This is a genomic window from Kitasatospora sp. GP82 (assembly GCF_029892105.1).
Classification (GTDB): domain Bacteria; phylum Actinomycetota; class Actinomycetes; order Streptomycetales; family Streptomycetaceae; genus Kitasatospora.
Genome location: NZ_JARZAJ010000002.1, coordinates 21,224 through 43,409 on the forward strand (window position 1 = coordinate 21,224; position 22,186 = coordinate 43,409).

At 69.8% G+C, this 22,186-nt stretch carries 33 protein-coding genes, 1 tRNA gene, 1 other RNA gene and 1 pseudogene; 31 read left to right on the forward strand and 5 right to left on the reverse strand.

Annotated elements, in window-relative coordinates; genetic code table 11:
* Positions 1–62 precede the first annotated feature (62 nt).
* Positions 63–159: signal recognition particle sRNA small type (gene ffs, locus P3T39_RS01685), an RNA gene on the reverse strand.
* 129 nt (positions 160–288) lie between these two features.
* Between ffs and P3T39_RS01690 the strand changes: the two genes are divergently transcribed.
* Both P3T39_RS01690 and P3T39_RS01695 read left to right on the forward strand, forming a co-directional pair.
* Positions 289–376 (forward strand) — tRNA-Ser (locus P3T39_RS01690).
* Between the two features lie 100 nt (positions 377–476).
* Positions 477–1,757 carry a site-specific integrase gene (locus P3T39_RS01695; RefSeq protein ID WP_280695434.1) on the forward strand — a complete coding sequence of 427 codons (1,281 nt, stop codon included), beginning with the start codon at positions 477–479 and terminating at the stop codon, positions 1,755–1,757.
* A gap of 60 nt (positions 1,758–1,817) precedes the next feature.
* Here P3T39_RS01695 and P3T39_RS01700 read toward each other — a convergent pair whose 3' ends face one another.
* The gene (locus P3T39_RS01700) at positions 1,818–2,141 is read right to left on the reverse strand and encodes a hypothetical protein (protein WP_280695435.1); all 324 of its coding nucleotides are present in this window, start codon (positions 2,139–2,141) and stop codon (positions 1,818–1,820) included.
* A gap of 64 nt (positions 2,142–2,205) precedes the next feature.
* A complete protein-coding gene (locus P3T39_RS01705) occupies positions 2,206–2,622 on the reverse strand; it encodes a hypothetical protein (protein WP_280695436.1) in 417 nt (138 codons plus the stop codon).
* Positions 2,623–2,912: 290 nt separating this feature from the next.
* Between P3T39_RS01705 and P3T39_RS01710 the strand changes: the two genes are divergently transcribed.
* The 12 genes and pseudogenes from P3T39_RS01710 to P3T39_RS01765 all read left to right on the forward strand — a co-directional run bounded on the left by P3T39_RS01710 (position 2,913) and on the right by P3T39_RS01765 (position 9,112).
* Positions 2,913–3,131 carry a hypothetical protein gene (locus tag P3T39_RS01710; RefSeq protein WP_280695437.1) on the forward strand — a complete coding sequence of 73 codons (219 nt, stop codon included), beginning with the start codon at positions 2,913–2,915 and terminating at the stop codon, positions 3,129–3,131.
* On the forward strand, positions 3,128–3,298 hold the full coding sequence (locus P3T39_RS01715; protein WP_280695438.1) for a hypothetical protein: 171 nt from the start codon (positions 3,128–3,130) through the stop codon (positions 3,296–3,298). The genes P3T39_RS01710 and P3T39_RS01715 overlap by 4 nt, the downstream gene beginning before the upstream one ends.
* Entirely contained in the window at positions 3,295–3,765 is a 471-nt protein-coding gene (locus P3T39_RS01720) for a hypothetical protein (protein ID WP_280695439.1), read from the forward strand. Before P3T39_RS01715 ends, P3T39_RS01720 begins: the two co-directional genes overlap by 4 nt.
* Entirely contained in the window at positions 3,762–3,965 is a 204-nt protein-coding gene (locus P3T39_RS01725; protein ID WP_280695440.1) for a hypothetical protein, read from the forward strand. Before P3T39_RS01720 ends, P3T39_RS01725 begins: the two co-directional genes overlap by 4 nt.
* 227 nt (positions 3,966–4,192) lie before the next feature.
* Positions 4,193–4,558, forward strand: a pseudogene (locus P3T39_RS01730) (DNA cytosine methyltransferase); the annotation flags it as partial.
* Between the two features lies 1 nt (position 4,559).
* Entirely contained in the window at positions 4,560–5,024 is a 465-nt protein-coding gene (locus P3T39_RS01735; protein WP_280695746.1) for a hypothetical protein, read from the forward strand.
* Between the two features lie 23 nt (positions 5,025–5,047).
* A complete protein-coding gene (locus P3T39_RS01740) occupies positions 5,048–5,206 on the forward strand; it encodes a hypothetical protein (protein WP_280695748.1) in 159 nt (52 codons plus the stop codon).
* 65 nt (positions 5,207–5,271) lie between these two features.
* Positions 5,272–6,201, forward strand: a complete 930-nt coding sequence (locus P3T39_RS01745; protein WP_280695441.1) for a mucin-2 — start codon at positions 5,272–5,274, stop codon at positions 6,199–6,201.
* The gene (locus tag P3T39_RS01750; protein ID WP_280695442.1) at positions 6,198–6,881 is read left to right on the forward strand and encodes a hypothetical protein; all 684 of its coding nucleotides are present in this window, start codon (positions 6,198–6,200) and stop codon (positions 6,879–6,881) included. The genes P3T39_RS01745 and P3T39_RS01750 overlap by 4 nt, the downstream gene beginning before the upstream one ends.
* Complete coding sequence (locus P3T39_RS01755; RefSeq protein WP_280695443.1) at positions 6,878–7,312, forward strand: hypothetical protein; 435 nt, start codon at positions 6,878–6,880, stop codon at positions 7,310–7,312. The genes P3T39_RS01750 and P3T39_RS01755 overlap by 4 nt, the downstream gene beginning before the upstream one ends.
* Positions 7,313–7,395: 83 nt before the next feature.
* Positions 7,396–8,223 (forward strand): hypothetical protein, encoded by an 828-nt coding sequence (locus P3T39_RS01760; RefSeq protein ID WP_280695444.1) that lies wholly within the window; start codon positions 7,396–7,398, stop codon positions 8,221–8,223.
* Between the two features lie 109 nt (positions 8,224–8,332).
* Positions 8,333–9,112, forward strand: a complete 780-nt coding sequence (locus tag P3T39_RS01765) for an AbiV family abortive infection protein (RefSeq protein ID WP_280695446.1) — start codon at positions 8,333–8,335, stop codon at positions 9,110–9,112.
* 238 nt (positions 9,113–9,350) lie between these two features.
* Here the strand turns inward: P3T39_RS01765 and P3T39_RS01770 are convergent, their stop codons facing one another.
* A complete protein-coding gene (locus P3T39_RS01770; RefSeq protein ID WP_280695447.1) occupies positions 9,351–9,611 on the reverse strand; it encodes a hypothetical protein in 261 nt (86 codons plus the stop codon).
* Between the two features lie 165 nt (positions 9,612–9,776).
* Here P3T39_RS01770 and P3T39_RS01775 point away from each other — a divergent pair, with 165 nt between their 5' ends.
* The 12 genes from P3T39_RS01775 to P3T39_RS01830 all read left to right on the forward strand — a co-directional run bounded on the left by P3T39_RS01775 (position 9,777) and on the right by P3T39_RS01830 (position 18,707).
* A complete protein-coding gene (locus P3T39_RS01775) occupies positions 9,777–10,016 on the forward strand; it encodes an HNH endonuclease signature motif containing protein (protein WP_280695448.1) in 240 nt (79 codons plus the stop codon).
* 219 nt (positions 10,017–10,235) lie between these two features.
* Positions 10,236–10,829 carry a hypothetical protein gene (locus tag P3T39_RS01780; protein ID WP_280695449.1) on the forward strand — a complete coding sequence of 198 codons (594 nt, stop codon included), beginning with the start codon at positions 10,236–10,238 and terminating at the stop codon, positions 10,827–10,829.
* A 20-nt stretch (positions 10,830–10,849) separates the two neighbouring features.
* Entirely contained in the window at positions 10,850–11,335 is a 486-nt protein-coding gene (locus P3T39_RS01785) for a hypothetical protein (RefSeq protein ID WP_280695450.1), read from the forward strand.
* Positions 11,304–12,860 carry a terminase TerL endonuclease subunit gene (locus tag P3T39_RS01790; protein WP_280695451.1) on the forward strand — a complete coding sequence of 519 codons (1,557 nt, stop codon included), beginning with the start codon at positions 11,304–11,306 and terminating at the stop codon, positions 12,858–12,860. Before P3T39_RS01785 ends, P3T39_RS01790 begins: the two co-directional genes overlap by 32 nt.
* Positions 12,861–12,872: 12 nt before the next feature.
* Positions 12,873–13,028, forward strand: a complete 156-nt coding sequence (locus P3T39_RS01795) for a hypothetical protein (protein ID WP_280695452.1) — start codon at positions 12,873–12,875, stop codon at positions 13,026–13,028.
* Positions 13,025–14,287: a phage portal protein gene (locus P3T39_RS01800; protein WP_280695453.1), complete on the forward strand. Its 1,263-nt coding sequence runs from the start codon at positions 13,025–13,027 to the stop codon at positions 14,285–14,287. The genes P3T39_RS01795 and P3T39_RS01800 overlap by 4 nt, the downstream gene beginning before the upstream one ends.
* Positions 14,288–14,292: 5 nt before the next feature.
* Positions 14,293–14,988, forward strand: a complete 696-nt coding sequence (locus P3T39_RS01805; RefSeq protein ID WP_280695731.1) for an HK97 family phage prohead protease — start codon at positions 14,293–14,295, stop codon at positions 14,986–14,988.
* Positions 14,989–15,091: 103 nt separating this feature from the next.
* Entirely contained in the window at positions 15,092–16,459 is a 1,368-nt protein-coding gene (locus P3T39_RS01810; RefSeq protein WP_280695454.1) for a phage major capsid protein, read from the forward strand.
* 67 nt (positions 16,460–16,526) lie between these two features.
* Positions 16,527–16,823, forward strand: a complete 297-nt coding sequence (locus P3T39_RS01815) for a hypothetical protein (protein WP_280695455.1) — start codon at positions 16,527–16,529, stop codon at positions 16,821–16,823.
* A gap of 5 nt (positions 16,824–16,828) precedes the next feature.
* Positions 16,829–17,323 carry a hypothetical protein gene (locus P3T39_RS01820; protein WP_280695456.1) on the forward strand — a complete coding sequence of 165 codons (495 nt, stop codon included), beginning with the start codon at positions 16,829–16,831 and terminating at the stop codon, positions 17,321–17,323.
* Between the two features lie 20 nt (positions 17,324–17,343).
* Complete coding sequence (locus tag P3T39_RS01825) at positions 17,344–18,228, forward strand: hypothetical protein (RefSeq protein ID WP_280695457.1); 885 nt, start codon at positions 17,344–17,346, stop codon at positions 18,226–18,228.
* On the forward strand, positions 18,225–18,707 hold the full coding sequence (locus P3T39_RS01830) for a hypothetical protein (RefSeq protein WP_280695458.1): 483 nt from the start codon (positions 18,225–18,227) through the stop codon (positions 18,705–18,707). The genes P3T39_RS01825 and P3T39_RS01830 overlap by 4 nt, the downstream gene beginning before the upstream one ends.
* A gap of 358 nt (positions 18,708–19,065) precedes the next feature.
* On the opposite strand, the gene P3T39_RS01835 is transcribed toward P3T39_RS01830, so the two are convergent.
* The gene (locus P3T39_RS01835) at positions 19,066–19,809 is read right to left on the reverse strand and encodes a hypothetical protein (RefSeq protein ID WP_280695459.1); all 744 of its coding nucleotides are present in this window, start codon (positions 19,807–19,809) and stop codon (positions 19,066–19,068) included.
* 59 nt (positions 19,810–19,868) lie between these two features.
* Between P3T39_RS01835 and P3T39_RS01840 the strand changes: the two genes are divergently transcribed.
* From P3T39_RS01840 to P3T39_RS01860, 5 genes are read left to right on the forward strand one after another with little or no spacing between them, the layout of a single operon-like run.
* On the forward strand, positions 19,869–20,072 hold the full coding sequence (locus tag P3T39_RS01840) for a hypothetical protein (RefSeq protein ID WP_280695460.1): 204 nt from the start codon (positions 19,869–19,871) through the stop codon (positions 20,070–20,072).
* Positions 20,065–21,039 carry a phage tail tube protein gene (locus P3T39_RS01845; protein WP_280695461.1) on the forward strand — a complete coding sequence of 325 codons (975 nt, stop codon included), beginning with the start codon at positions 20,065–20,067 and terminating at the stop codon, positions 21,037–21,039. The genes P3T39_RS01840 and P3T39_RS01845 overlap by 8 nt, the downstream gene beginning before the upstream one ends.
* A gap of 10 nt (positions 21,040–21,049) precedes the next feature.
* Entirely contained in the window at positions 21,050–21,478 is a 429-nt protein-coding gene (locus tag P3T39_RS01850; RefSeq protein WP_280695462.1) for a hypothetical protein, read from the forward strand.
* Positions 21,479–21,525: 47 nt separating this feature from the next.
* Positions 21,526–21,681 (forward strand): hypothetical protein, encoded by a 156-nt coding sequence (locus P3T39_RS01855; protein WP_280695463.1) that lies wholly within the window; start codon positions 21,526–21,528, stop codon positions 21,679–21,681.
* Positions 21,674–22,144 carry a hypothetical protein gene (locus P3T39_RS01860; RefSeq protein ID WP_280695464.1) on the forward strand — a complete coding sequence of 157 codons (471 nt, stop codon included), beginning with the start codon at positions 21,674–21,676 and terminating at the stop codon, positions 22,142–22,144. Before P3T39_RS01855 ends, P3T39_RS01860 begins: the two co-directional genes overlap by 8 nt.
* The last annotated feature ends 42 nt before the right edge of the window (positions 22,145–22,186 follow it).

Genomic DNA, 22,186 nt, shown 5'->3' on the forward strand with positions numbered 1-22,186 from the left:
GACGATATCGGGACGGACGGACAAACGCGTCGCCCTGCCGCTCTCGACCCCTCGCCCGCAAACGCAAGGACCCCTCGTGCACCCGCCAGAGCTCTCCTACCCTTGCTGCCTTCCGGCCCTGGGGGGGTTCAGAGAGATAACGCCACACGAGGGGCTGCCCCCAGAGTAGCGGATCCCAGCCCCACTCTCCGCACTCCGCTCCCATCTCCGATCCGCAGGCAGCCACCCGCGACCACCTGCGAGACAGCTGGTCGCGAGCACCCCTAAACATGTACTAAGCTCTCCCACGGAGGATTCGCCTAGAGGCCTAGGGCGCACGCTTGGAAAGCGTGTTGGGGGCAACCCCTCACGAGTTCGAATCTCGTATCCTCCGCCAGCACCACACAGGGGCTGACCTGCGAAAGCGGGTCAGCCCCTTGTGTTTGCCCGCCGAAATTACAGCACCGATGTCAGCACGGACCGGGTAGGTTCGTCACATGGCATCCATTCGCGTTCGCGAACGCAAAGACGGCGGCACCACCCACACGGTCACCTGGCGTGACGGCGGCGCCAGGACCGGCAAGCAGGAGTCCGAGAAGTTCGACGACATGAAGAGCGCCGAGCGCTTCCGTGACCTCGTGCAGGGGCATGGCGAGCAGTGGCCGCCCGGCTGGGTGAAGGGCAAGGGGTTCGTCGAGGAGCAGCCGGCCGAGCCCGAGCCGGATGTCGACCCCGAGACGATGTTCGGGGCGTACGCGCTCAACTTCGTCGACCTGCTGACGGGCGTTCAGGGCGGCACCAAGGCGAAGTACCGGCAGATGATCGAGTGCAACATGGTCCCGTGGTTCCGCGACTTCTCGGTCGCCGACGGGCCGGAGTCCATCACGGGCGACGCCATCAAGCTGTGGGTCAACGACCTCGAAGAGGGTCGGTGGGGACCATATCCGCCCGAGGGCGCTCGGAAGCGCCGCAAGTACCGGGCGAAGACCACCCGGGACAACCACGGCTTGCTGTCGAGCATCCTGCAGGCCGCCGTGCTGGGCGGGAAGCGCGCGACCAACCCGTGTGTGGGCACCCGGCTGCCGCGCGCGGACGACACCGACAGCGATGAGATGTGCTTCCTGGAGCACTGGGAGTACGCCCTCGTCCACAAGCACCTGAAGGCCGACGCCTCCGACATCGTGGAACTCGCGGCCGGGACCGGGCTGCGGTGGGGTGAGCTGACCGCTCTGCAGAAGCGGGACATAGTCCGCCGCAATGGCCGCCCCGCGCTGCGAATCCAGCGGACGTGGAAGCTCGACGAGCACGGCAAGCGGTACATGGGGCCGCCGAAGACCAAGCGGTCCCGGCGCACCCTCGTCCTGACACCCCGCCTGAGTGCGATCGTCCAGCGTGCCGCCCGGGGCAAGGCCACGGACGCGTTGCTGTTCCCGGCGCCCGAGGGGGGCGCGTGGCTGCCGGCGACGTTCCGCCGCCAGCGGTGGTTGCCCGCCATCGCGAAGGCCCAGCAGGAAGAGGGGCTGACCAAGACGCCGCGCGTCCACGATCTGCGCCACACGCACGCCTCGTGGATGATCGCCGCGAAGATCCCCCTTCCGGCGATCCAGGCGCGGTTGGGCCACGAGTCGATTCAGACCACGGTCGACCGGTACGGGCACCTGCTCGACATCCTCGACGACGAGGTGATCGCCGCCGTCGACCAGGCGTTCGCCCTGACCCGGTGTCCGGCCCCGGCTGATGTCCTGCTGGCCCGTGAGGATGTCGCCGCGGCGGCCTGACCCCGGCAGCACAGTGCCCCCCGGACCGTCGATCGGTCCGGGGGGCACTTGTGTGACGACTTACGCCGCAGGCAGGGCGAGGGGCTCACCCTTGATCAGGCACTCGATCTGACCGGCCAGCACATCCGCCGCCCGGTTGGCGTCGACCCCGTCGGCCATCCACGCCCGGATGTCCGCGGTGTGCCGCGCCAGGTGTTCGGCCGAGACGATCCGGGGGTCTCCCACGATCACCATCCGGCCATAGAGAACCACCAGCATGAGCGGAACACCGTCGTCGAGTTTCGCCAGCTCGTGGGTGACACTGTCCACGCAACCCCCTCTTTCGAGCAGCGCGCGGTCGGCCCCCGCGGCTGCGCCCACCTGCGCAAATGCCAGATCGACCATACGCCCGCGTTAACGCTCCGTGCGAGGATGATCTGATCTTGAAAGAGGCGTGTATCGGAGCTAACTAGGACTCTTCGGGCGAAGATTCGTTGAGCCTTGAACTGAGCGCTTCAATCACCGCGCGGGCGCGGGAGACGTCCCCCGGGGTCATGCCTTCGAGGTGGCCGAGAATCACCCGGACATCCTCGGGCAGCCCCGACAGCTCGGTGTTGGTGTACTGCAGCCACTGCTCAGCCGCGGCCCGCTTGACCTCCGGCAGAGGCCGCCGGAGCCCGACGGCGAGGCCGCGCAGGACTCGCGGCTCCGGCGCCCGGACGACGTTCCCCTTGACGAGCTTGTGCAGCCACGTGCCGCCGACCTTTGCGCCGGTCTCCGGGTCGATCGAGGCATCGCTCAACACCTGATAGGACATCCCCGGCTGGTCTAGAGCGGCACGCACAAGTTGCGTCAGGGCATCGCTGCCCGCTGTCCCGTTGGACATCCCCGGTTCCCTTCGCACGCTTCCCCCGGCGCCCTACGACGGCCCCGGAGTACTGGCGGTGGGTCTAGACAACTACCTACCGCGTTCGCGAACGAGGCTAACAGCCAACAACAGGTGATAACCACACGGGCTTGCGCCAATGTCGTGGCGGAGGCGTCGAACTTTGACGGACATACGCCAACATCCACGCCACATGCACGCATGCTCAAATCATTCGCGTTCGCGAATGCGTCGCTATAGTGTCGCGAAAGCGAACGGAAGTGACACGAACGGACGTGAAGGAGCCCGCATTGGCCCTGCTACACGACTACACCGCCGCCGCAGAGGCTCTGTCTCTGCCCGAGACGTGGCTGCGGCGGAACATCAACCGAATTCCCCACGAGAAGTACGGCAAGTACGTGCGTTTCGGACCCGAGCACCTTGAGGCGATCCGGGCCATGCACGCGGTAGTGCCAGCCGCCCAGCCCGCATGCGGCCCGGCCAGCCTGGTCCCGCGGGGTGCCCGATGACCCAGACCCAGCGCCGCACGGGGAACATCCGGATCAGCGCCGACCCGGCACTCGTCGAGGCCGTACTCGCCGCTCTCCGGGCAGACCCGGCCATCTCGATCGCCCGCGTCTCCAAGGCGCACCCGGAAGCCGACGGCCGCCAACGTCTGTACGTGCGGGTCCGATGATCCGCGCGTACCTGCACCCGGACGGCTACACGGTCCGCCTCGACGCCACCGACGCCGCCGAGCACCTGCTCGACCTGGTCGCGCTCGCCTTCGCCGAGGACGGGCAACACGTCGGCAAACTGCTTCGCACCCTCGCCGCAGCGGCGCAGCACCACCAGGCCCGGCGCGCCGACCCGTCGACCACCGATTACGGGCTCGACTCGGCCGGCGCCGCCCGCGACACCGCACGCGATGCCGCCCGCCACGGCCTGCGGTCCGCACTGTTGCGGCTGCGCCGCCGCGGTCGCCGCCTCGCCCTGGTGCAGCAGCGACAGGCCGCGCTGCTCGACCAGTTGCCCCCGCTCGACGGCCTACTCGCCGTCGACCTGTCCCACCGGACCGCGACCGCACTCGGCGACCGCCTGCGCGCCCTAGCAGCGCAAACGGTCGCCGGCCGCCGCGCCATCGAACTGGAGCACGAGAAGTGAGCAACGTCCGCGCCCTGGGGGTGCTCCCCCGGTCGGGCCGCCTGTTCATAGCCGAGGCTGCCGCCGCGGTGGACGTCGAGCAGGTACGGCAGGTCTGGCACGCCGCGCGCGCCGCCGGGGAACCCGGGTGGTACCTCGACCGGATCGCCGCCATCGGCCGCACCAGGTCCAGCGCCCGTACGGCCGGGGTCGCCGCGTGAACGGCCCGGCAGTGGTCGCGCTGCAGCTGGCCGTTGACGGCGGCGCCGTCCCGTACCCGCAGACGGTGGCCGAGCCGGGCCGACCGAGCGCCCACCGGTCCGCGACCGGGCCCGCTTCCGGCGTCGAACTGTCCGTCGTTCCTGGACAGTTGGACGCCCTGGACGCCATCGAGGCCGTGGACGGTCCCCGGATCGGGTCGCTGTGCACCGGTTACGGCGGGCTCGACATGGCGGTGCAATCCGTCCTCGGCGGCTCAGTGGCGTGGCACTCGGACATCGACGCCGGCTCGCGACTGATCCTCTCTCATCACTGGCCCGTAACGCCCAACCTCGGTGATCTGACGGTCGTCGACTGGGCCGACGTCGAGCCGGTCGACATCATCACCGGCGGATACCCGTGCCAGCCGTTCAGCACGGCGGGACGCCGGAAGGGAACCGAAGATGCCCGCCATATCTGGCCGTACATTGCCCACGCCCTCGGCGTACTACGACCCCGACTCGCACTCTTTGAGAACGTGTCAGGGCACCTTTCCTTGGGATTCGACGCCGTTCTCGCCGACCTTGCCCGTCTCGGGTGGGATGCGGAGTGGATCTGTGTTCGAGCGTCCGATGTCGGCGCGGCCCACCAGCGTCGGCGCCTGTTCATCCTTGCCTGGCCTGCTGCCAACCCCGACGGCGTCGTTCATCCAGGACGTGATCTCGCCCGAGCGCTGGGAGGCGCGCCGGGCCAGGATGCGCGAGCGGCACGGGAGCGGCGGCCACATGGGTCTGCCGTTGGGGCTGGCGGTGCGACTGCTGCCGAGCCCGACGGCATCGGAGCACACCGGCCCCGGGCACGCGGCGCAAGGCGGCCTCAACCTGCGAACCACGATCAGCCTGTTGCCGACACCTCGGGCAAGCGACGGAGTGCACGGCAGTCCCAACCAGCATGGCAGCCGGGGGGATCTGACCCTGTCGTCGGCGGCCTATCGGATTGGGGCCCGTACGGCCCGGCAGTTGCGCGATGGGAAGCGCTCACCCGACCCGCACCCCGGCCAACTGACGATCGGGGACGTCTGAGCCCGCACCTGGTCGAGTGGTTGATGGGCCTGCCCCAGGGTCATGTGACCGCCGTCCCCGGCCTCAGCCGTCCCGCGCAACTGCACGCGCTGGGCAACGGCGTGGTGCCGCAGCAAGGGGCGTACGCGCTGCGCCTGCTGCTGGAGCGCGCCGGGTTCACCGCGCGCCCAGCGGACGCCTGACCCCCTCCACTGCCACCTCTCCCTTTATCCGCCAATCCACCTGATTCTCAAGGGAGTTCACGCCAGTGACCTGGTTCAAAGTCGACGACACGGCCTACTCGCACCCGAAGCTGATCAAGGCCGGGAACGCCGCGCTCGGGCTGTGGCTGCGCTGCGGCGCTTACACCGCGCAGCACCTGACCGAGGGCCGTATCCCCGGCGTGGTGGCCGCCATGTTCGGCACCGGGCCGCAGGCCGCCAAGCTGGTCACGTCCGGGCTGTGGCACGAGAGCGGGCACGTCTGCCCGCAGTGCCCGGCCGTGGTCACGGGCGAGTACCTGATGCACGACTTCCTGCGCTACAACCCGACCCGCGCGAGCGTCGAGGGCAGCCGCAAACGCGAGGCGGACCGGAAGCAAAGGGGGCGCAATCGCCAGCGATCGGGGGCCGATTCGCCGGCCGATCCGCCTCCGTTCGGCGCCGATCCGGAGGCGGACGGCGACGAATCCGGTCCGGATTGGCCCCCGGATTCCGGCGAAAGCGCAGGTCACGGCCCGGTGTCCCAGGGGGACGGTCCGGGGGTGTCCCACCTGTCCCGGCCCGGCCCGACCCGACCCGTAGAGAGTGGTGGGGATAGTAGAGAGAGTTCAGGCCGTAGCGGGCCTGCGCCCGGACCTGCTCTCTGCGCTCTGCCCGCCGGCTGGGAGCCCGACGACGCGCTGATCGGCTGGGCGTCGGCGGCCGGTCACCTGCAGCGGCTGGGACTGGACGGCCTCGACTACGCCACGGCCAAGTGGCGCGCCCGCCGGGCTACCGGCCCGATGCGGAGCGTGCAGCAGTGGCGGCTCGACTGGCAGCAGTGGATCACCAGGGAGAGGCCCGAGGCGCCGGCCGCCGGCCGCCACCTGCAGGCCGTGCCGGGTTCCCGTCCTTCCCGCGCCGAGCAGCACGCCGCCGCGCTGCAGGCCGCCCTCGACGAGATGAACACCGCCAGCAACGAGGAGGACAGCGCGTGACCCGCGAAGAGTGCGCCGCGCTGCTCGCCTACGCCGGCCGCATCGACCCGCGCGCCGCCCTGCTCGACCCGGCGGAGACCGCCGGGCAGCTGGCCACCTGGTGCGAGCTGCTGCGCGACGTGCCCGCCACGGCGCCTGGCGGGTGGGACGCCGCCGCTGCGGTGCGCCGCCACGTCGAGTGCAGCCCGTACCCGGTTCTGCCCGTGGACATCACCCGCCCGTGGGCCGCCCACCGCCGGGAGCTGCTCGCCCGGCACACCGACCCGCGCCCGGCCGTCGACCCCGACGACGTCGCCGCCTACCAGGACGCGATCCGGGCGCAGCGGAACGCGGTCGCCACCGGGCAGGCGGCGCCGAGCGGCTCCCGGCAGCTGACCGGCGGCCCGCACCCCACGGTCGCCGCCCGCATCGCCGGCCGCGCGCTGCCCGCCGACGCCGCCGAAGCACTCGCCCCGTACCGGCCCGCCCGCGCCGCCCGCCAGGCCGCCGCAGCGGCGGGCAGGCCCGACGCCCTATCCGTGCCGTGCGGCTGGTGCCGCGCACCCGTCGGCGAGCAGTGCCGGCGCCGCACCAACGCCACCCCAGACCGGCCCGGCACCTGGACCCGCCGCCGCACCCCGCACCCGACCCGCACCGACGACGCCGCCGCCCGGCCCGCCCGACAGGAGCACGCCGCATGAGCACCCACCACCACACCGCCCCGCGCGGCCACGGCGCCGACGCCGAGGCCCTGCTGCACCTGATCGACCGCGCCGAGCGCGGCGCCCTGCTCCCGGCCGAGGCCGCGCTGCTGCGCGCCGGAGTCCGCGACATGGCCACGTACCGGGATTGGTGCACCGAGTGGTCGCGCCTCGCCGCCGAGGGCCGACGCCGCGCCCACCTGCTGCGGCGCGCCCTGCGCCGCGCGGTGGCACGGGCGCAGCGCGGCCGACAGGCCGAGGCCGAACTCGCCGCCTGGCACGCGGTGCTGGACGGCAAGCCCGTGCCGGTCCGGATCAGCCAGCAGGCGTACGAGCAGATCCTCGCCGCGCAGCTGCTGCACAGCCTGACCTTCGCCGACGCCGCCGACCGACTCGCCGGTCTCAACCCGCCGAAGCCGTCGGCCCGATGACCGGCCTGGGCGCCCCCGTACCTGCAAGAGGGGCGCCCAGGTCACCCAACTGCCCATGCACCGACGCCTGGAGAGAGCGCACCGTGTACCAGCCCGCCCAACTGCACCGAGCCGTCGCCCAGCTGCGCACCGTCCGCCAGGAGTGGGCCGCTTTGATGGTCGCGATCGAGACGCCGCCGCCCGCCGCGTGGCCGCCCGCGCAGCTGTCCACGCACCTGGCGCAGCAGCAGGCCGCCGACGACGCCGCGCTGCCGGTCACCGACCGGACGCCGCTCACCCTGCGCCAGCACCCCGCACCGGCCAACCTGACCGCCCTCGACGCCGCCGTGCGCGTCGAACGGATGCTGTTCGACCTCGCCGACACCCTCGCCGCCGCCGTGCAGCGCCCGATCGCCCGCCAGCTGGCCAGCAGCCCCGGCCGGGTGCCCGTGTGGGCCGACGATCCGGCCGACGCCGACGACCCGCGCCGCTGGCGCTACCCGAGCCCCACCGACCCCGGCAGTCGCCGCCACGGCGCGCACTGGGCCGCCGTGTGGGTCGAGGGCCGCCTGCTGGACGACGACACCGCCCCGGAGCAGCAGGCGGACTACACCGCACGGCCGGCCCTGTTCGGCCTGCTGCCGGGCCACCTGCGGCACGAGGCCGTGCGCGTCGCCGGGCAGTGCGAGCGCCTCGTGCTGCACGCCCTGCAGCTCGACCCGCGCTCGACCCCCGTCGAGGACCGGCCCTGCCCGTGGTGCGGCGGCGAGCTGACCGTGCACACCGCCCCCGGCGAAGCACCGAGGGCCACCTGCTCGACCGGCCCGTCGTGCACAGCGCCCGTGCCGGTCGACCCGGACGGGCTGCGCGTCTGGGGCATCACGGACCTGCCCGCGCTCGCTACCGCCCTGGCGAGCAGAGCGGCGGCCTGAGCCGCCCGGTGCGGTGCGGCGGATTCCCGCCGCACCGCCCGTACCGTTCGACGACATGTGGGGAGAATTCGGGTGCGCGCTGCTGGCATCCGGGCCCATCCTGAGACCCATGACTGCACCGATCCCAGACGCGCCTGAACTCCTCCGGATCATTCCGGCCGTGATCAATAATGCCGACGATCTCCTCGGTGATGCGAGGGTGCTCATGGAAGCCGGGCGAGTGCCGCGCGCCTACTCACTTGCCGTGCTGGCCCTCGAAGAGTTCGGCAAGGCAAACCTGTGCCTCTACGCGATCGGCGCTGGCCCCGGATTCGCACCGGAGTTCTGGAAGTCATGGCGCACGCACCCGAGAAAGCTGATCGAGAGTCTCGGCATGCAGTCGCTGGCGAACGGCCTCGGCGGCCAGACCGTCCAGAGTCGACTGGCCGAGATCGTAACGAACTCCAAGGGGACGCACGATCTGAAGCTGCGCGGCCTGTACGTCGATTACGACCAGGCGGGACAACTTCAGCTGCCGCAGTCCATCACCAGAGAGGCCGCCGAGGCCGTGATCGAAGTCGCGGCAGACGCCTCGGCGATGGCCCAGGTGTGGCTACAGCCAGACGTGCCCGAGGCATTGCTCAGCGTCGCCACACCCGAGACCCTGGACAGGGTCCGGGCCATGGCGGAGCAGGCCGCTCTAGCGGACCCCGAGGGCGCGTTCGAGCGGGCGCGCGAACTCCTCGCCCGCGGCACAGGTCAGCCATATGTTGCGGGCGAGGTCAGTCCATCGCCTGATCCCCTGGCCAACATCGTTACGGAGATGGCGGCAGCGATGGAGAGCTTTCAGGCCGAGCCCGCTCAACAAGAGGCTGACACCCGTCAGGCCCAGAAGCCCGACGACCAGTAGGCAGTAGAACGCTCTTGCGCCGTTACCTGTCCGTGATCTAAAGTTCGAAGCGCTTCCGGCGTGCCCGGAAGTCCATCGGCACCAGCCCCGCCTACCGGCGGGGCTGTTCGCGCTTCACGACACCATCGCAGGGCGCGCATGCACCTCGACCGGCCAACGCTGTTCGAGGGCCGCATCCACCAGTACATTCCGACCTTCGTCAAGGGCAGCCCGGAGCGTACAACCACCAACCTGCTGGCTACTGGTCGAAGTCCGTTCCCGTGACGTGCACGTTGTATCCGTCTCCCAGCCGGAATACGTTGCCGTGCCCGGGGACGTCCATCGCGGAGGGAGTCGAGACGGTGAACTGCGCAGTGACCTTGCACTCATGATCGGCGCGCCCATCGTTCCACGTCAGCTTCAGACCGGAGATCGTCGCCTCGTAGGTGTAGCTGCCGTCCGGGTTCGCCGTGGAATCGATTTCCGTGGCGATGCCCTGGCTGTTGAAGGTAGTGGACATGCGGTCTCCTCGAACTACTCGATGCGCTGCTATCACTAGAAGTAACGAGCATTGCGAGGTGATGTGACGATGCGTCGGCGTCCATGCCTGGTCTGCAGCGTGCTCACACGCAATCCGAGTCGGTGCGACCGGCATCAGGCCGAATGGCAAGCCAGACAAGACCAGTTGCGCGGCAGTGCCTCACAGCGCGGCTACGGCACCGCCTACCGCCGCACGGCCGCCGCCGTGCTGGCGAAGCACCGAGCGCAGTACGGCGGCTGGTGCCCCGGCTACGGCGTTCCTGCTCACCCAGCCGAGGACCTGACCGCCGACCACGTCCTACCGAAGTCGCGCGGCGGCGGCGACCAGCGTGAGAACCTCACCCCGCTGTGCCGCTCGTGCAACAGCCGCAAGCGCAACCGGTGACCCCCGACGGGTGACCCACGGTGACGGACACCCCGCCCGGTAGCCGCATACCAGGGGGTGGGTAGATGCCGCGGGGGTGATCATCTCCGGACCCTGCCCCCCGCCCCAAAACTTCCTGTACGGGTTCTGAGTGGATTTTTCGGGAACCGACAGATCCCGGCAGACGGCAGCACATCACGGCCGGTGGCCGTTCCACCTCGTTTGCGCCAGCATTGGAGTATGAGACTAGAAAAGAGTCGAAAAGCGCTGGAGCTAGCAGAACGCCATTACGGCCTGCTTGAAGATGCAGCGTCCGACAGCGAATTGTTCCGTGTCGAATTCATCTCCGGCATTGCCATGATTAGGCGAGTTGGATCAATCCTAAACGACGAAATCAGGGAATGTCATCCGCCCAATTCCGTTCTTGACTGGTGGAAGGGCACAAATGAAGACGTCTTGCTCAAATTCATCAAGGATGTACGGGATGACGAATTCAAGGCCGGACAGGATCGGAAGACCGCCCACCACTTCATCCACGTTTATGACAGCGCGGGAGCGACAGACTCAGCGAGCGTTGGAGTTGTGGCATCGGTAGACCTGACCATCAAGCGCAAAGATCAGCCCGACGAAGAGCTCTCCGTTATCAGCTCAGAACCAGAGCCGGAAGCCGAGTCAGCGGATATATCGCCGCCCGAACCTCCGTCGAGCCACCGAATTGAGTGGCATTTTGCGGGAGGCGTATACAAGGACAGGGAAGTTCTCCCCATTGTGCACGAGTACATTAACAAGATTTCGACTTTGATTGATCAGGCGGAGGGACGTCTTTCGAATTGAGCATGAGGGGCGGTGGTTCAGTGCCTGGACCGCTGCCCAAGCCGCCCGAGGAGCGGCAGCGCCGCAACGCCCGGGACCTGGGCGCCGTCACAGCGCCCACCGGGGAGGCACCAGAGCCGCCCGCCGACCTCGTCCCGGCCGCCACCGCCGGGTGGGCCGCGTACTGGGGCGACGTCGTCGCCGGGGCGATCCGGCCGAGTGACGCCTCACTGGTCGACCGCTGGGTGCGCAACCTCGACCGCTACCACCGAATGCTGAGCCTGGCCGACGCCGACCCGGTCGTGACCGGCTCGACCGGCCAACTCAAGCCCAACGGCCTGTACGCGCTCGCCTACCAGATCGAAGCGTCGATCAAGCAGGACGAGCAGCAGCTCGGCATCGGCCCCCTGAACCGGCTCCGCCTCGGCGTGAAGATCGCCGAAGCGCAGACGTCCTTGGCCGACCTGACGGCCGACGCGGAGGGGGGCGCCGACGATGACGACCCGCGCGCCTTCCTCACCGGCTGAGGTACTGCCCTGGCCGGCCGCAGTGCCCCGGCCGCTGTCCGCACCGCCGCTGACCACCGCGCGCAGCGACGGCCCGAAGGTCATCCGGTGGATCGAACGGCACTGCCGCTACGGGGAGGGCGACAAGTTCGGCCAGCCCGTCAAGCTGGAGCTGTTCCAAAAGCTCTTCCTGATCTGGCTGTTCGAGCTGAAGGCCGACGGCAGCCGCCGTTACCGGCGCGCGCTGCTGGAGGTCCCCAAGGGCAACGGCAAGACCCCGATAGCTTCATGGGTGGCCGCCTACCTGCTCGCGACGCAGCGGTCGGCGATCATCCCCGTGGCCGCTGCCTCGTACTCCCAGGCCGAGCTGTTGTTCGGCGACCTGCGGACCACGATCGCCGAATCCCCCACCCTGTCCGGCCTGTTCCACGCCTTCGAGGGCGAAGTGCAGGTCGCCGACGGCCCCGGCCGCGCGTACAAGATCGCCGCCGTCGCGGGCACCAACGACGGCCAACGGCCCTCGGCGTTCTTCGCCGACGAGATCCACGAATGGACCGGCAGCAAAGCGCGTGTGCACCTGGTCATCGCCAACGGCGCGGCCAAGCGCGCCGGTTCCGTCGTGGTCAACACGACCACCCCGGGCGCCGACCTGGACAGCATGGCCGGGCGGCTGCACGAGTACGGCCTGAAGGTCAACGCCGGCGAGATCCAAGACGACGAGATGCTGTTCGTCTGCTGGGGCTGCCCGGAAGACCGCTACGACCTCGACGACCACGAGCAGCTGCTGCAGGCGATCCGCGACGCCAACCCGGCCGCCGACAAGTTCCTGTCAGTGCCGGACGTCGCCGCCCGTTACTACCAGATCCCCCGGCATGAGTTCGCCCGCTACCACCTCGGCGTCTGGACCACGGTCGCTGAGCGGTGGCTGCCCACCGGGGCGTGGGAGGGGTGCGAGCAGTCCGGGCCGGTCCCGGACGGTGTCGAGGTCTGTCTTGGCTTCGACGGGTCCTACAACGGCGACAGCACCGCGTTGACGGTCGTCTCCTGTCCGGCCGACGACGGCGACCTGCCGCACGTGGACGTCGTCGAGGCGTGGGAGCGCCCCGACACCGTGGTCGGCGACTGGCAGGTGCCGATCCTCGACGTCGAGGCCGCCATCCGTGCCGCCTGCCGAAAGTGGACGGTAAGGGAGATCGTCTGCGACCCCTACCGGTGGGCGAGGACGTACCAGGTGTTGGAATCCGAAGGTCTGCCGATCGTGGAGTATCCGCAGTCACCGGCCCGCATGATCCCGGCGACGCAGAGGTTCTACGAAGCCGTCGCCAACCGGCAGTTGAGCCAGTCCGGTGACCCGCGCCTGGCCCGCCACATCGGCAACTGCGCGATCAAGACCGACGCGCGCGGCTCCCGCCTCACCAAGGAACACCGCCACAGCACGCGCCGGATCGACCTCGCGGTCAGTGTCGTGATGGCGCTCGACCGCGCCTGCCAGCCGCCCGAACTCCCACCGCCCGCACCCCAGTTCTTCAGCTGGGCCGACCTGTAGAGGGGGTGCCAGATGCGGTTCCGCATCTCCCGCAAGGCCCTGTCCGAGGTGCTCGACATGGCGGGTCTGGTTGCCCTCGACGCCGCCGCCTGGTCGTGGTGCACGACTGCCGGTCTGGTCGTTCTGGGCGGCGCCCTGCTGGTCGCCGGGGTCGTGATCGAACGGTGAGCCTGCTCCGGCGCGCGGCCCAGGCTCTGCCCGACCGACGGTTCTTCGCGCCCAGCGGGGCCGGAGACCCGTGGTCGATCCCCTCGAACGGGACGCTGGCCGCCTACACCCCGGCCGGTGTGCCGGTGACCGAGGACACCGCGCTGCAGCTGCTGGCGGTGTCCGCGTGCGTGCGGATCATCTCCGGTGCCATCGCGAATCTGCCGCTCTACTCGGTCCGCCAGCAGAACGACATCTTCGTGCGGGTCGGCAAGCCGCCCCTGATCGTCTCCGACCCCTTCGGCGGGCAGAACGACATCGCCGGCATCACCCGGCGGGTCGGTATCCGGCAGATGATGGTGAGCCTGCTGCTGCGCGGGAACGCCTACGCGCTGGTGACCGGCTGGGACAGCCGGATGCGCCCCGTGCGGTTGATGCCGCTGCACCCGGACACGGTTCGGGTCAGCCGGGACGGGACCCGCCGGGTGTACGAGGTCAACCGGCAGGAAGTGCCGCCCGGCGCCATGCTCCACATCACCGGCATGAGCCTGCCCGGCATGGACACCGGGCTCTCGGTCATCTCCTACGCCCGGAACTCCATCGGGCTGGGTTTGGCCGCCGAGCAGTTCGGCAGCCGGTTCTTCGGTGACGGTGCCCACCTGTCCGGCGTGATCGAGGTTCCCGGCGACCTCGACCCCGAGCGTGCCAGGCACCTGAAGGAGAGCTTCACCGCCAAGCACGGCGGTATCGCCAACTCCCATGCCATCGGAGTACTTTCCGGCGGCGCCAAGTGGGCGCCGATCTCCGTGTCACCCGAGGATGCGCAGTTTCTCGGCACGAGGGCCGCCCAGAACCTGGACATCGCGATGACCTTCGGTGTGCCCCCGCACATGTTGGGCCAAGTTGACCGAACTACCAGCTGGGGCACTGGAATTGAGCAGCAGTCCTTGGGTTTCGTCCGCTACACGCTCGCCGACTGGTTCGGCCTGCTGGAGGACGCCTGGTCGGCGATGCTGCCCGAACCGCAGCTCGCGCAGTTCGACGTCGACTCGCTGCTGCGCACCGACACCGCCGGGCGGTTCGCCGTCTACACCCAGGCCCGTACTGCGGGGCTGATGACCCGCAACGAGATCCGCGCGAAGGAGAACATGCCGCCGGTCCCGGGCGGCGACGACATCAGCGCCCCTCTCAACTCCTCCACCACCACGACCAAGGCGGATGCGGAAGACCCCGGCGCGCACACCGCCAAGGCCGACGCCGAATCAGGAAAGGAGCCGTGACCGTGATGGACCTGCGCGTGCGGGCCGAGCAGCCCGCCCAGGCCGAGCGCCGCTCGCTGCCCTTCTGTGGCGTCGAACTGCGGGCCAAACCGGACGGGACCGGCGGCGAGACGCTGCTGTTCGAGGGCTACGCCTGCATCACCGAAGCCCCTTACGAAATGCAGGACTGGCTCGGCCCGTTCGACGAGGTCGTGCGCTCCGGCGCCTTCCGGCAGACCCTCGCCGCGTGCGCGGATGTGCCGTTCCTCGTCAACCACAGCGGGTTGACCCTGGCACGGACGAAGTCGCAGACGCTGCGGCTGGCCGAGGACTCCACCGGCCTGCACACCTCCGCCGACCTCGACCCCGCATCCCCGCACGTGCAGGCCCTGCGCTCCGCGATGACCAGGGGCGACGTGGACGAGATGTCGTTCGGGTTCTGGGTGACGCGTCAGGTGTGGTCCCCCGACTTCACCCAGCGCGACATCCTCGAAGTCGACCTGCACAAGGGCGACGTCTCGATCGTGAATTTCGGCGCGAACCCCAACACGGCCGGGGCGCAGATGAATTCACGCGACCTGGCCGCGCACCTTGAGCGGCTCGACTCCGCCGAACGGCGCGAGGTGTTCGACCGGCTCGCCGCCGAGTTCGCCACCGGTCCCGCCGGCCCGTCCGCCGGGCTGGACGTGTTCGCCGCCCGCGCCCGGCTGCTCGACCTGTAGCAGCACCGCCTTACCGCCCACTCGACCGCGCACCCGCCGGCCGGGCGCTTCCGCCTGCCCGCGCGCAGGCGCACCCACCCCACCCAGCACCCAGGAGACACCGTTGTCAGCTCTGCTGATTCAGAACCTCCTTGAGCGGCGCGGCGTGCTCCGTAGCGAGCTTGACGACGTCCTCAAGGCCCCCACCGACGCCAAGCGCAGCCTGACGACCGACGAAGAGGCGAAGTTCGCCGAGTACGAGGCCGAGATCCGCGAGATCGACGAGCGGGTCAAGACGCTCAACGACCAGGCCCTGCGCGATGCGCAGGCCGACGAGATCGCCCGCCAGTTCGTGCCGCGCGCCCACATCACCAGCGAGCCGGCCGTCTACCGGTCCGGCCCGCGCGGTCAGTCGTACTTCAAGGATCTGCACCTGGCCACCCGCAAGGGCGACCGCGACGCCGCCGAGCGGCTGGAGCGCAACAGCCGCCAGGTGGCCGACGCCCGCGCCAAGGCCGACGGCGGCGCCGAGCAGCGCGCCATCTCCACCGGCATGGGCGGCGGCGGCGAGCTGGTGCCGCCCCTCTGGCTGGAGACCGAGTTCATCAAGTACGTCCGCCCGGGGCGCACCACAGCGAACCTGTGCCGTCAGGGGGAGGTGCCGCCGGGTACCGACGTCATCACCCTGCCGAAGATCAACAGCGGCACGGCCGCCGCCCCACAGGTCAACCAGAACACTGGCATCGTCCAGCAGGACCTGACCACGTCGAGCATCTCCAGCCCGGTGGTCACCATCGCGGGCGGGCAGACGATCAGTCTTCAGCTGCTCCAGCAGAGCCCGTTGAACATCGACGACGTCGTGCTGCAGGACCTCGCCGAGGACTACGCGATGAAGTACGACCTGCAGGTGCTCTCCGGCACCGGCACCAACGGGCAGGTCACCGGACTGCTCACCCTGGCCGGTACCACCACCGTCACGTGGACGTCCGCCACCCCGGCCGTTGCCGGGCCGAACAGCCTGTTCACGAAGATCGCCTCCGCGATCCAGGGCATCCACACCAGCCGCTTCCTGTCGCCCAACGCGATCATCATGCACCCGCGCCGCTGGTGGTGGATCGTCTCCGCCGTCGACACCGCCAACCGCCCGCTCGTCGTCCCCAACGCGATGAACCCGATGAACGCCCTCGCGGTGTTCGACGACAACGTCGCCCAGGGCCTGGCCGGTTCGATCCTGGGCCTGCCGGTCTACCTCGACCCGCTGCTGCCCACCACGCTCGGCGCCGGCACCAACCAGGACGAAGTGATCGTCGCCAAGATGGACGACCTCTGGTCGTGGGAGGGCAACGTCAGGGCCGAGACCTTCGAGCAGACCTACGCCGGTCAGCTCTCCGTCCTGTGCCGCCTCTACAACTACGCCTCGTTCCAGGCCGGCCGCTACCCGCAGTCCATCGCCACCATCTCCGGAACCGGCCTCATCGCGCCGACCTTCTAACCACCCCTCCCCGAGGCCCGGCCGGTCCGCCCCCGGCCGGGCCTTCCCCATGCCCAGGAAGGCCAGCATGTCCAACATCATCAACTACGCCAAGGGCCTGCTCACCGAGCTTGAAGGCGCCATCCGCAACGGCGAGAAGACCATCCAGGCGGACATCCGCGCCGAACTCTCCCGCATCCGCGAGGGCGTGCACCAGGCCATCGCCTCCGGCGCCGGGGTCGTGCCTGCCAGCGTCAAGCGCCTGTCCGACGCGCAGAGCGTCGAGGACACCGCCGCCAGGGACCTGCACGAGGTCGGCACGAAGCTCGACGCCGCGCTCGACACCGCCACGGCGAAGCCAGCGGCCGACCCCGCCGCAAAGTAGCCGCCGTGGCCGCAGAACTCGCCCGGCACCTGCGCCGGGTCCGCTCCCAGCAGCGGACCCGGCGCGGGCACGCCCAGCACCGTGGCCACGTCTCCGGCCCCCGGCGACGCAGCCGCCTGCACTCCCACCACCACAGGCGGGCCCACCACTCCAAGCGTCACCACCGCAAAGGCCCACGCCTGCACCACGTCAAGCACCGCGCCAAGGGCAAGCACCTCAAGCACCACCACCAGCTCAAGCACCGCCACCGCACCCACCTGCACCACCGCCGCCACGAGCGCCACCGCATCCGGCACGCCAAGCACCTGACCCGCAAGCGTCACAAGGCCGCTCACCGCCGTACCCTGCACCACCAACGGCTGCACGCCTCCCGCCAGCGGCACGCCCGCCGCCGGCACCTGCGCCACCACCGCAGCGCCCGCCACCAGCAGCACCACCGCAGCGCCCACCACCAGCACCGCAGCGGAGCCCACCACCGCCAACACCGCCGCTACCGCTGAACCGAAGGGGGTGACCGCCCATGGCGCTCATCTACTTCACCGGTCAGGACGTCGGGCTGACAGCCACCGTGCTGACCGACATCGGTCAGCCGGCGACCGGCGCCCTGGCCGTGGTGCTGACCGTCACCGACCCCACTGGGCAGATCACCACCCCGGCGGCCGGCCCCCAGGGCGGCGGCACCTACGCCGCCGTGGTGCCCGCCGTGGCCGCCCCCGGAGTGTGGCTGTACCGGTGGACCGCCACCGGCCCCGGCACCGGCTGGGTCAGCGAAGGTCAGTTCCAGGTCCGCGGCATGGGCCTCGAACAGATCGTCGACATCGCCAGCGTCCGCGCCCACCTCAACATCCCGCAGACCACCCAGACATCCGACGACGAGCTGCAGGGCTTCATCCTCGCCGCCGGTGAACTGGCCAAGGACGTCTGCGGCCCATTCGTCCCCGAGCAGCACACCCAGACCTTCGACGGCGGCACGGGCACGGTCGTCCCCGACTGGCACCCGGTCCTGTCCGTGCAGTCCGTCGTCGAGTACTACGGCCTGTACGGGTTCGCGCTGACCGAGCAGCCGCTCGGGTCGCAGATGAACGCGTTCTCCTACACCGTCGACTACCAGACCGGCGAGATCACCCGCAGGACGTTCGGCGCGCAGGCCGCCGTCTTCGCGCTCGGGTCCAAGAACATCCGGATCACCTACACCGCCGGCCGCACCACCGTCCCATGGTCCGTACGCCTCGGCTCACTTGAGCTGATCAGACACCTGTGGCAGATGACCCAGCAGGGCGGCCGGCCCCGGTTCGGCGGCGCCGCGATGGACGGCGGCGAAACGCACATCCCGATGGGCTTCGCGCTCCCTGACAGGGTCCTCGAACTCTGGGCCCCGTACCGCCGCGCGCCGGGGATCGCATGACGACCCCCATCGGTGCCGTCCCGGCCAGCAGCATCCCCGCCGCCCGCGCCTGGCTGTTCGCCCAACTGCAGGCCAACCTCGCCCCCGACCCGCTGTCCAAGTCGTCCGAGCTGCTCGTGTGCCTCGACGAACCCGGGCCGTACCAGCCCGACGACATCGTGAGCATCGGGGAAGTCCACCAGACCTACAGCCCCGAATCCGGCGTCGGCTCGGGCGGGGCGGGGTGGCTGCGCGAGGACTACCAGGTGCACATCACCGTGGACACATTCCGGGGTGGCGACGACCCCGCCGGAACCTTCGCCCGCGCCCGCGCACTGGCCGACCTGGTCGTCGCTGTCGTGCGCAGTGACCCGTCCCTCGGCGGCGCCGTCGACCGCGCCCGCCCCGCCAGTGCCACCCACACCGCCGGGTGGGACGACGAGCACCGGGGCCGGCACGTCTCGATCGAGATCGTCGTCGACTGCCTGAAGACGCTTTAGGCAAGGTTCAACCGACATCCCGCTCGTCGGACTCCGGCCCGCGAAGCACAACGACCTTTCGCCCAATCATCGTCAGCCGGTCATCATCGAACGGCGATGGAGGAGGCCGCCACCACATCACGACTGCCAGCACCCGTCGGCCCTTCCGCTCCTTTGAGCGCCTGGGGCGATTCCAAAACCCTTCCCACCACTTCAAGCGGTCGCCTGACTCCGACGGCATGACCGCACGGACCAAGCGGATGATGAAGAGGAGGAACAGGGCTGCCAGGGACAGCACGCAAACGGCTGGCCATGGCGTGTTCTGTGGAAGATCGATCGGAAACACGTGTCACCTTCGGTTAGGAAGGGACACCGGCCTTTATGCCGCCAGACAGAACCACCTGCGCGGCTGATCCCGGCGCCCCTGCGGACAGAACGTCAGCAGAGGTGCGCCTTGGGGCGCGCGAGGAATCACCGGGCCAGCCAGTCTTTCCGAGCCACAAGCACAAGCCCAGGTCCGGGGGTAGTGCGTCGGTCGCATCACGGCCCGACGCGGACGAACTGCTGGGATAGCTAGCAGGAGAAGCGCATACCGGACGTTGGCGAGCGCCTGCTCAATGCTGCGGGTGATGCCACCGGAGAACGGACCGTGGACGTGCCATTCGCTGGTGCCTTCGCTCGTCGAGCCAACCTCCGAAGCGGGCTCAACAGTCTGGAGAAGCCAAAGTGCGGCTTTGGTCGTGCTGTAACGCTTGCCCGACGCCGACTCAAGACCAGGCAGATCAATAGAGTCAGGACGGTCTGATCGTTCCTCGCCACCTGCCCCGCCGCTGACCTGGTGGTTGAGCCAGGCCTCGGTCTCATAAGCCCACACCCCAACAACACACCGGTTGGACGCAGTTGAGACGATCTGCCGAGCAGGGAAGTGCTCGGCGGCCACCTCACGCTGGTGCGCCAGGTCCATTGCCGTGGACCTGAGCAAATCTTGAAGGTGGTCCCGATCCTGTTGCGGCAGGGCCGCAACCCGCTGCACAAGCTTCGCAACCTCGCGCGGATGCAGATCGACGCCGGAGGCACCCAACAGCGCACCGAGCGCTTGAGTGTCAATCAGCGATAGCCCCATGCTCCGATGATACGCCCGGCCGCGCCTCGGACCGTCAGCTCTCTCTGAAACAGGTAGGCATGCCCTCATTTACCTACAGCGGGCCGGACGACGGCCGCTACTACCCGACGCTTGGCCTGGCTCCCGTGCCGGGCCGGGCCTACGACCTCGGCGCCGACCCCGGGGACGGCGCGTGGACGCCCGCCCCGCCCACGGCGACGGCCGCCACGACCGCACCGGCCGCGCCGGCCGCGCCGGGGAAGGAGGCACCAGCCAATGCCTAAGCCAACTCACCTCGCAGCGGTCGGAGTCGGGACCGAGGCCACCGCCACCCCCGGCACGCCGGCCCCGCCGTCCATGTGGGTGCCGTGGAAGACCTTCACCCCGAAAGACCTGGTCGGCAACCAGGAAGACAAGGGCATCCGGGGCGCACCGGTCGAGGTCTACGGCATCGTCCAGGGCCAGAAGGGCGCCCAACTCGACCTCGGCGGCGACGTCTTCGCCGACAGCATCGGGCACGTCCTGGCCGGCCTGCTCGGCGACATCGTCGTGACCGGTTCGGCCGCCCCCTACGCGACCGCGTTCGCCGCGCTCTGCACGGGCGACACACAGGGCGTCTCGAAGACCTGGACCGTCGTCGACCCGAACCTCGGCGCGTGGCAGTACCCGGGCGTCCGCCTGAACGAAATCAGCTTCAAATGGAACGCCGACGGGCTGTTCACCTGGACGGCGAAGGGCGACGGCTGGTCGTACACCGTGCTCGCCTCACCGCCCGCCCCGGCCCAGGGCGCGCTACGCCCGTTCGCCACCTGGGCCATCGTGACCAAGCTCGCCGGAACCCAAGTCGCCGTGCTCGATGGTGAGTTGACCATCAAGCGCAAGGTGGAGGTGATCAAGGCCGCCAACGGGACGCAGAACCCCTACAGCGTGTGGGGCGGCGACATCGGCGTCGAGGGCAAGCTGACGATGGTCATGGAGGACTCGACACAGCGCACCGCCTACCAGGCGTCCGCCGTGCAGAGCCTCGACGTGTCCTGCACTCAGGGCAGCGGCGCCGCAGCGAACGGGCTTGTCCTGCACTGCTCGCAGGTCTACTACCCCGAGGCGACCCCGTCGCCGAGCAAAGAGTACTGGGAGCTGCCCATCTCCTTCCGCGCCATCGCCAACGCCACCGACGCCGGCACGTCCGGCGGATACAGCCCGATCAAGGCCACCTTGACCAACGCCCTGCCCAGCGGCACCTACAAGTAGGAGACCACCAGTGAAGCGCGAAACCCTGACGGCGGGCGGCTGGGCCGACCTGCGCGACCCGGGCGAGATCCCCGAGCGGCTGCGCCGCCCGGTCCGCAAACTGCAGATGCTCATGGCCGGGAACCCGGCGTTCTCGACCGTGGTCGAGCACGCCGCCGACGGCGCCGCCCCGGCGGTCGACGAGAAGCAGGCCGCGCAGATGGCGGCGCAGATGGGCGAGGACGGTATCGACCTCGTGTTCCAGCTGCAGGACCGTTCCATCCTGCAGCGCGTCATGGGCTGGTCCTACGGCCCCGACGTGACGCTCGACGCCCTGCAGAACCTGCCCGGCGCCGTGTACGACGAGCTGAGCGAGCTGTGCAAGGACTCGGCGGCCGGCAGCGTCGACCTGCGCCCGACGATGGACGAGGCGTCCCCTATCGTGCCCTCTACCGCCTGAGGGCTGCGGTAGAGGGGCGTTTCGACTACCGCGCCGACCAGCTGCCGATGGAGCACTACCGCACGTGGCGGCTGTGCCAGGTCGTCGGCCCGCCGGATACGTGGCTGGACCTGCCCGCCGAACAGCTCGACTGGCTGCTCGCCGTCGACGATGCGGTCGCCCAGGCCCGCGCCAACGTGCAGGAGAGGGCGGGCAGTGGCTGAACTCGGCATCCACATCGAAGGGTTGGCCGAGCTGCACGCCGGTCTGGACCGGATGAGCCGCGACGTCGACCGCGCCACCGTCGCAGCGCTGAAGGCTACGCAGAACATCGCCAAGGGGAGCGTGCGGGCGCAGATGCGCGGCCGGCCCCGGTGGGACCACCGTGGCATGTCCGAACGGACCGGCGAGGCAGTCAAGTTGGGTCTGTCCCCGCACCACCAGCCGCGCGCGGGTGGGCCCGGGCGGCTGACCGGCACGCTCGCGAAGGGCGTCGGCGGCGTGCGCAAGCCACGCAAGACGCCCCAGGGATTCGCTGGCGGCGTCGGGGTCGGCGGGCAGGTCCGCAACCTCTACAAGGGCCGTACCGAAGGCCGCTTCCCCTACCTGAAACCCGGGATCGACAAGGCCACCCCGAAGTTCGGGGCGGTCTGGCTCAAAGCCTGGAACCGCGCCGTTCACCGCTGACCGGGTGCCGCCGCACTGCCCCGACTCGCTGACCAGAGACGG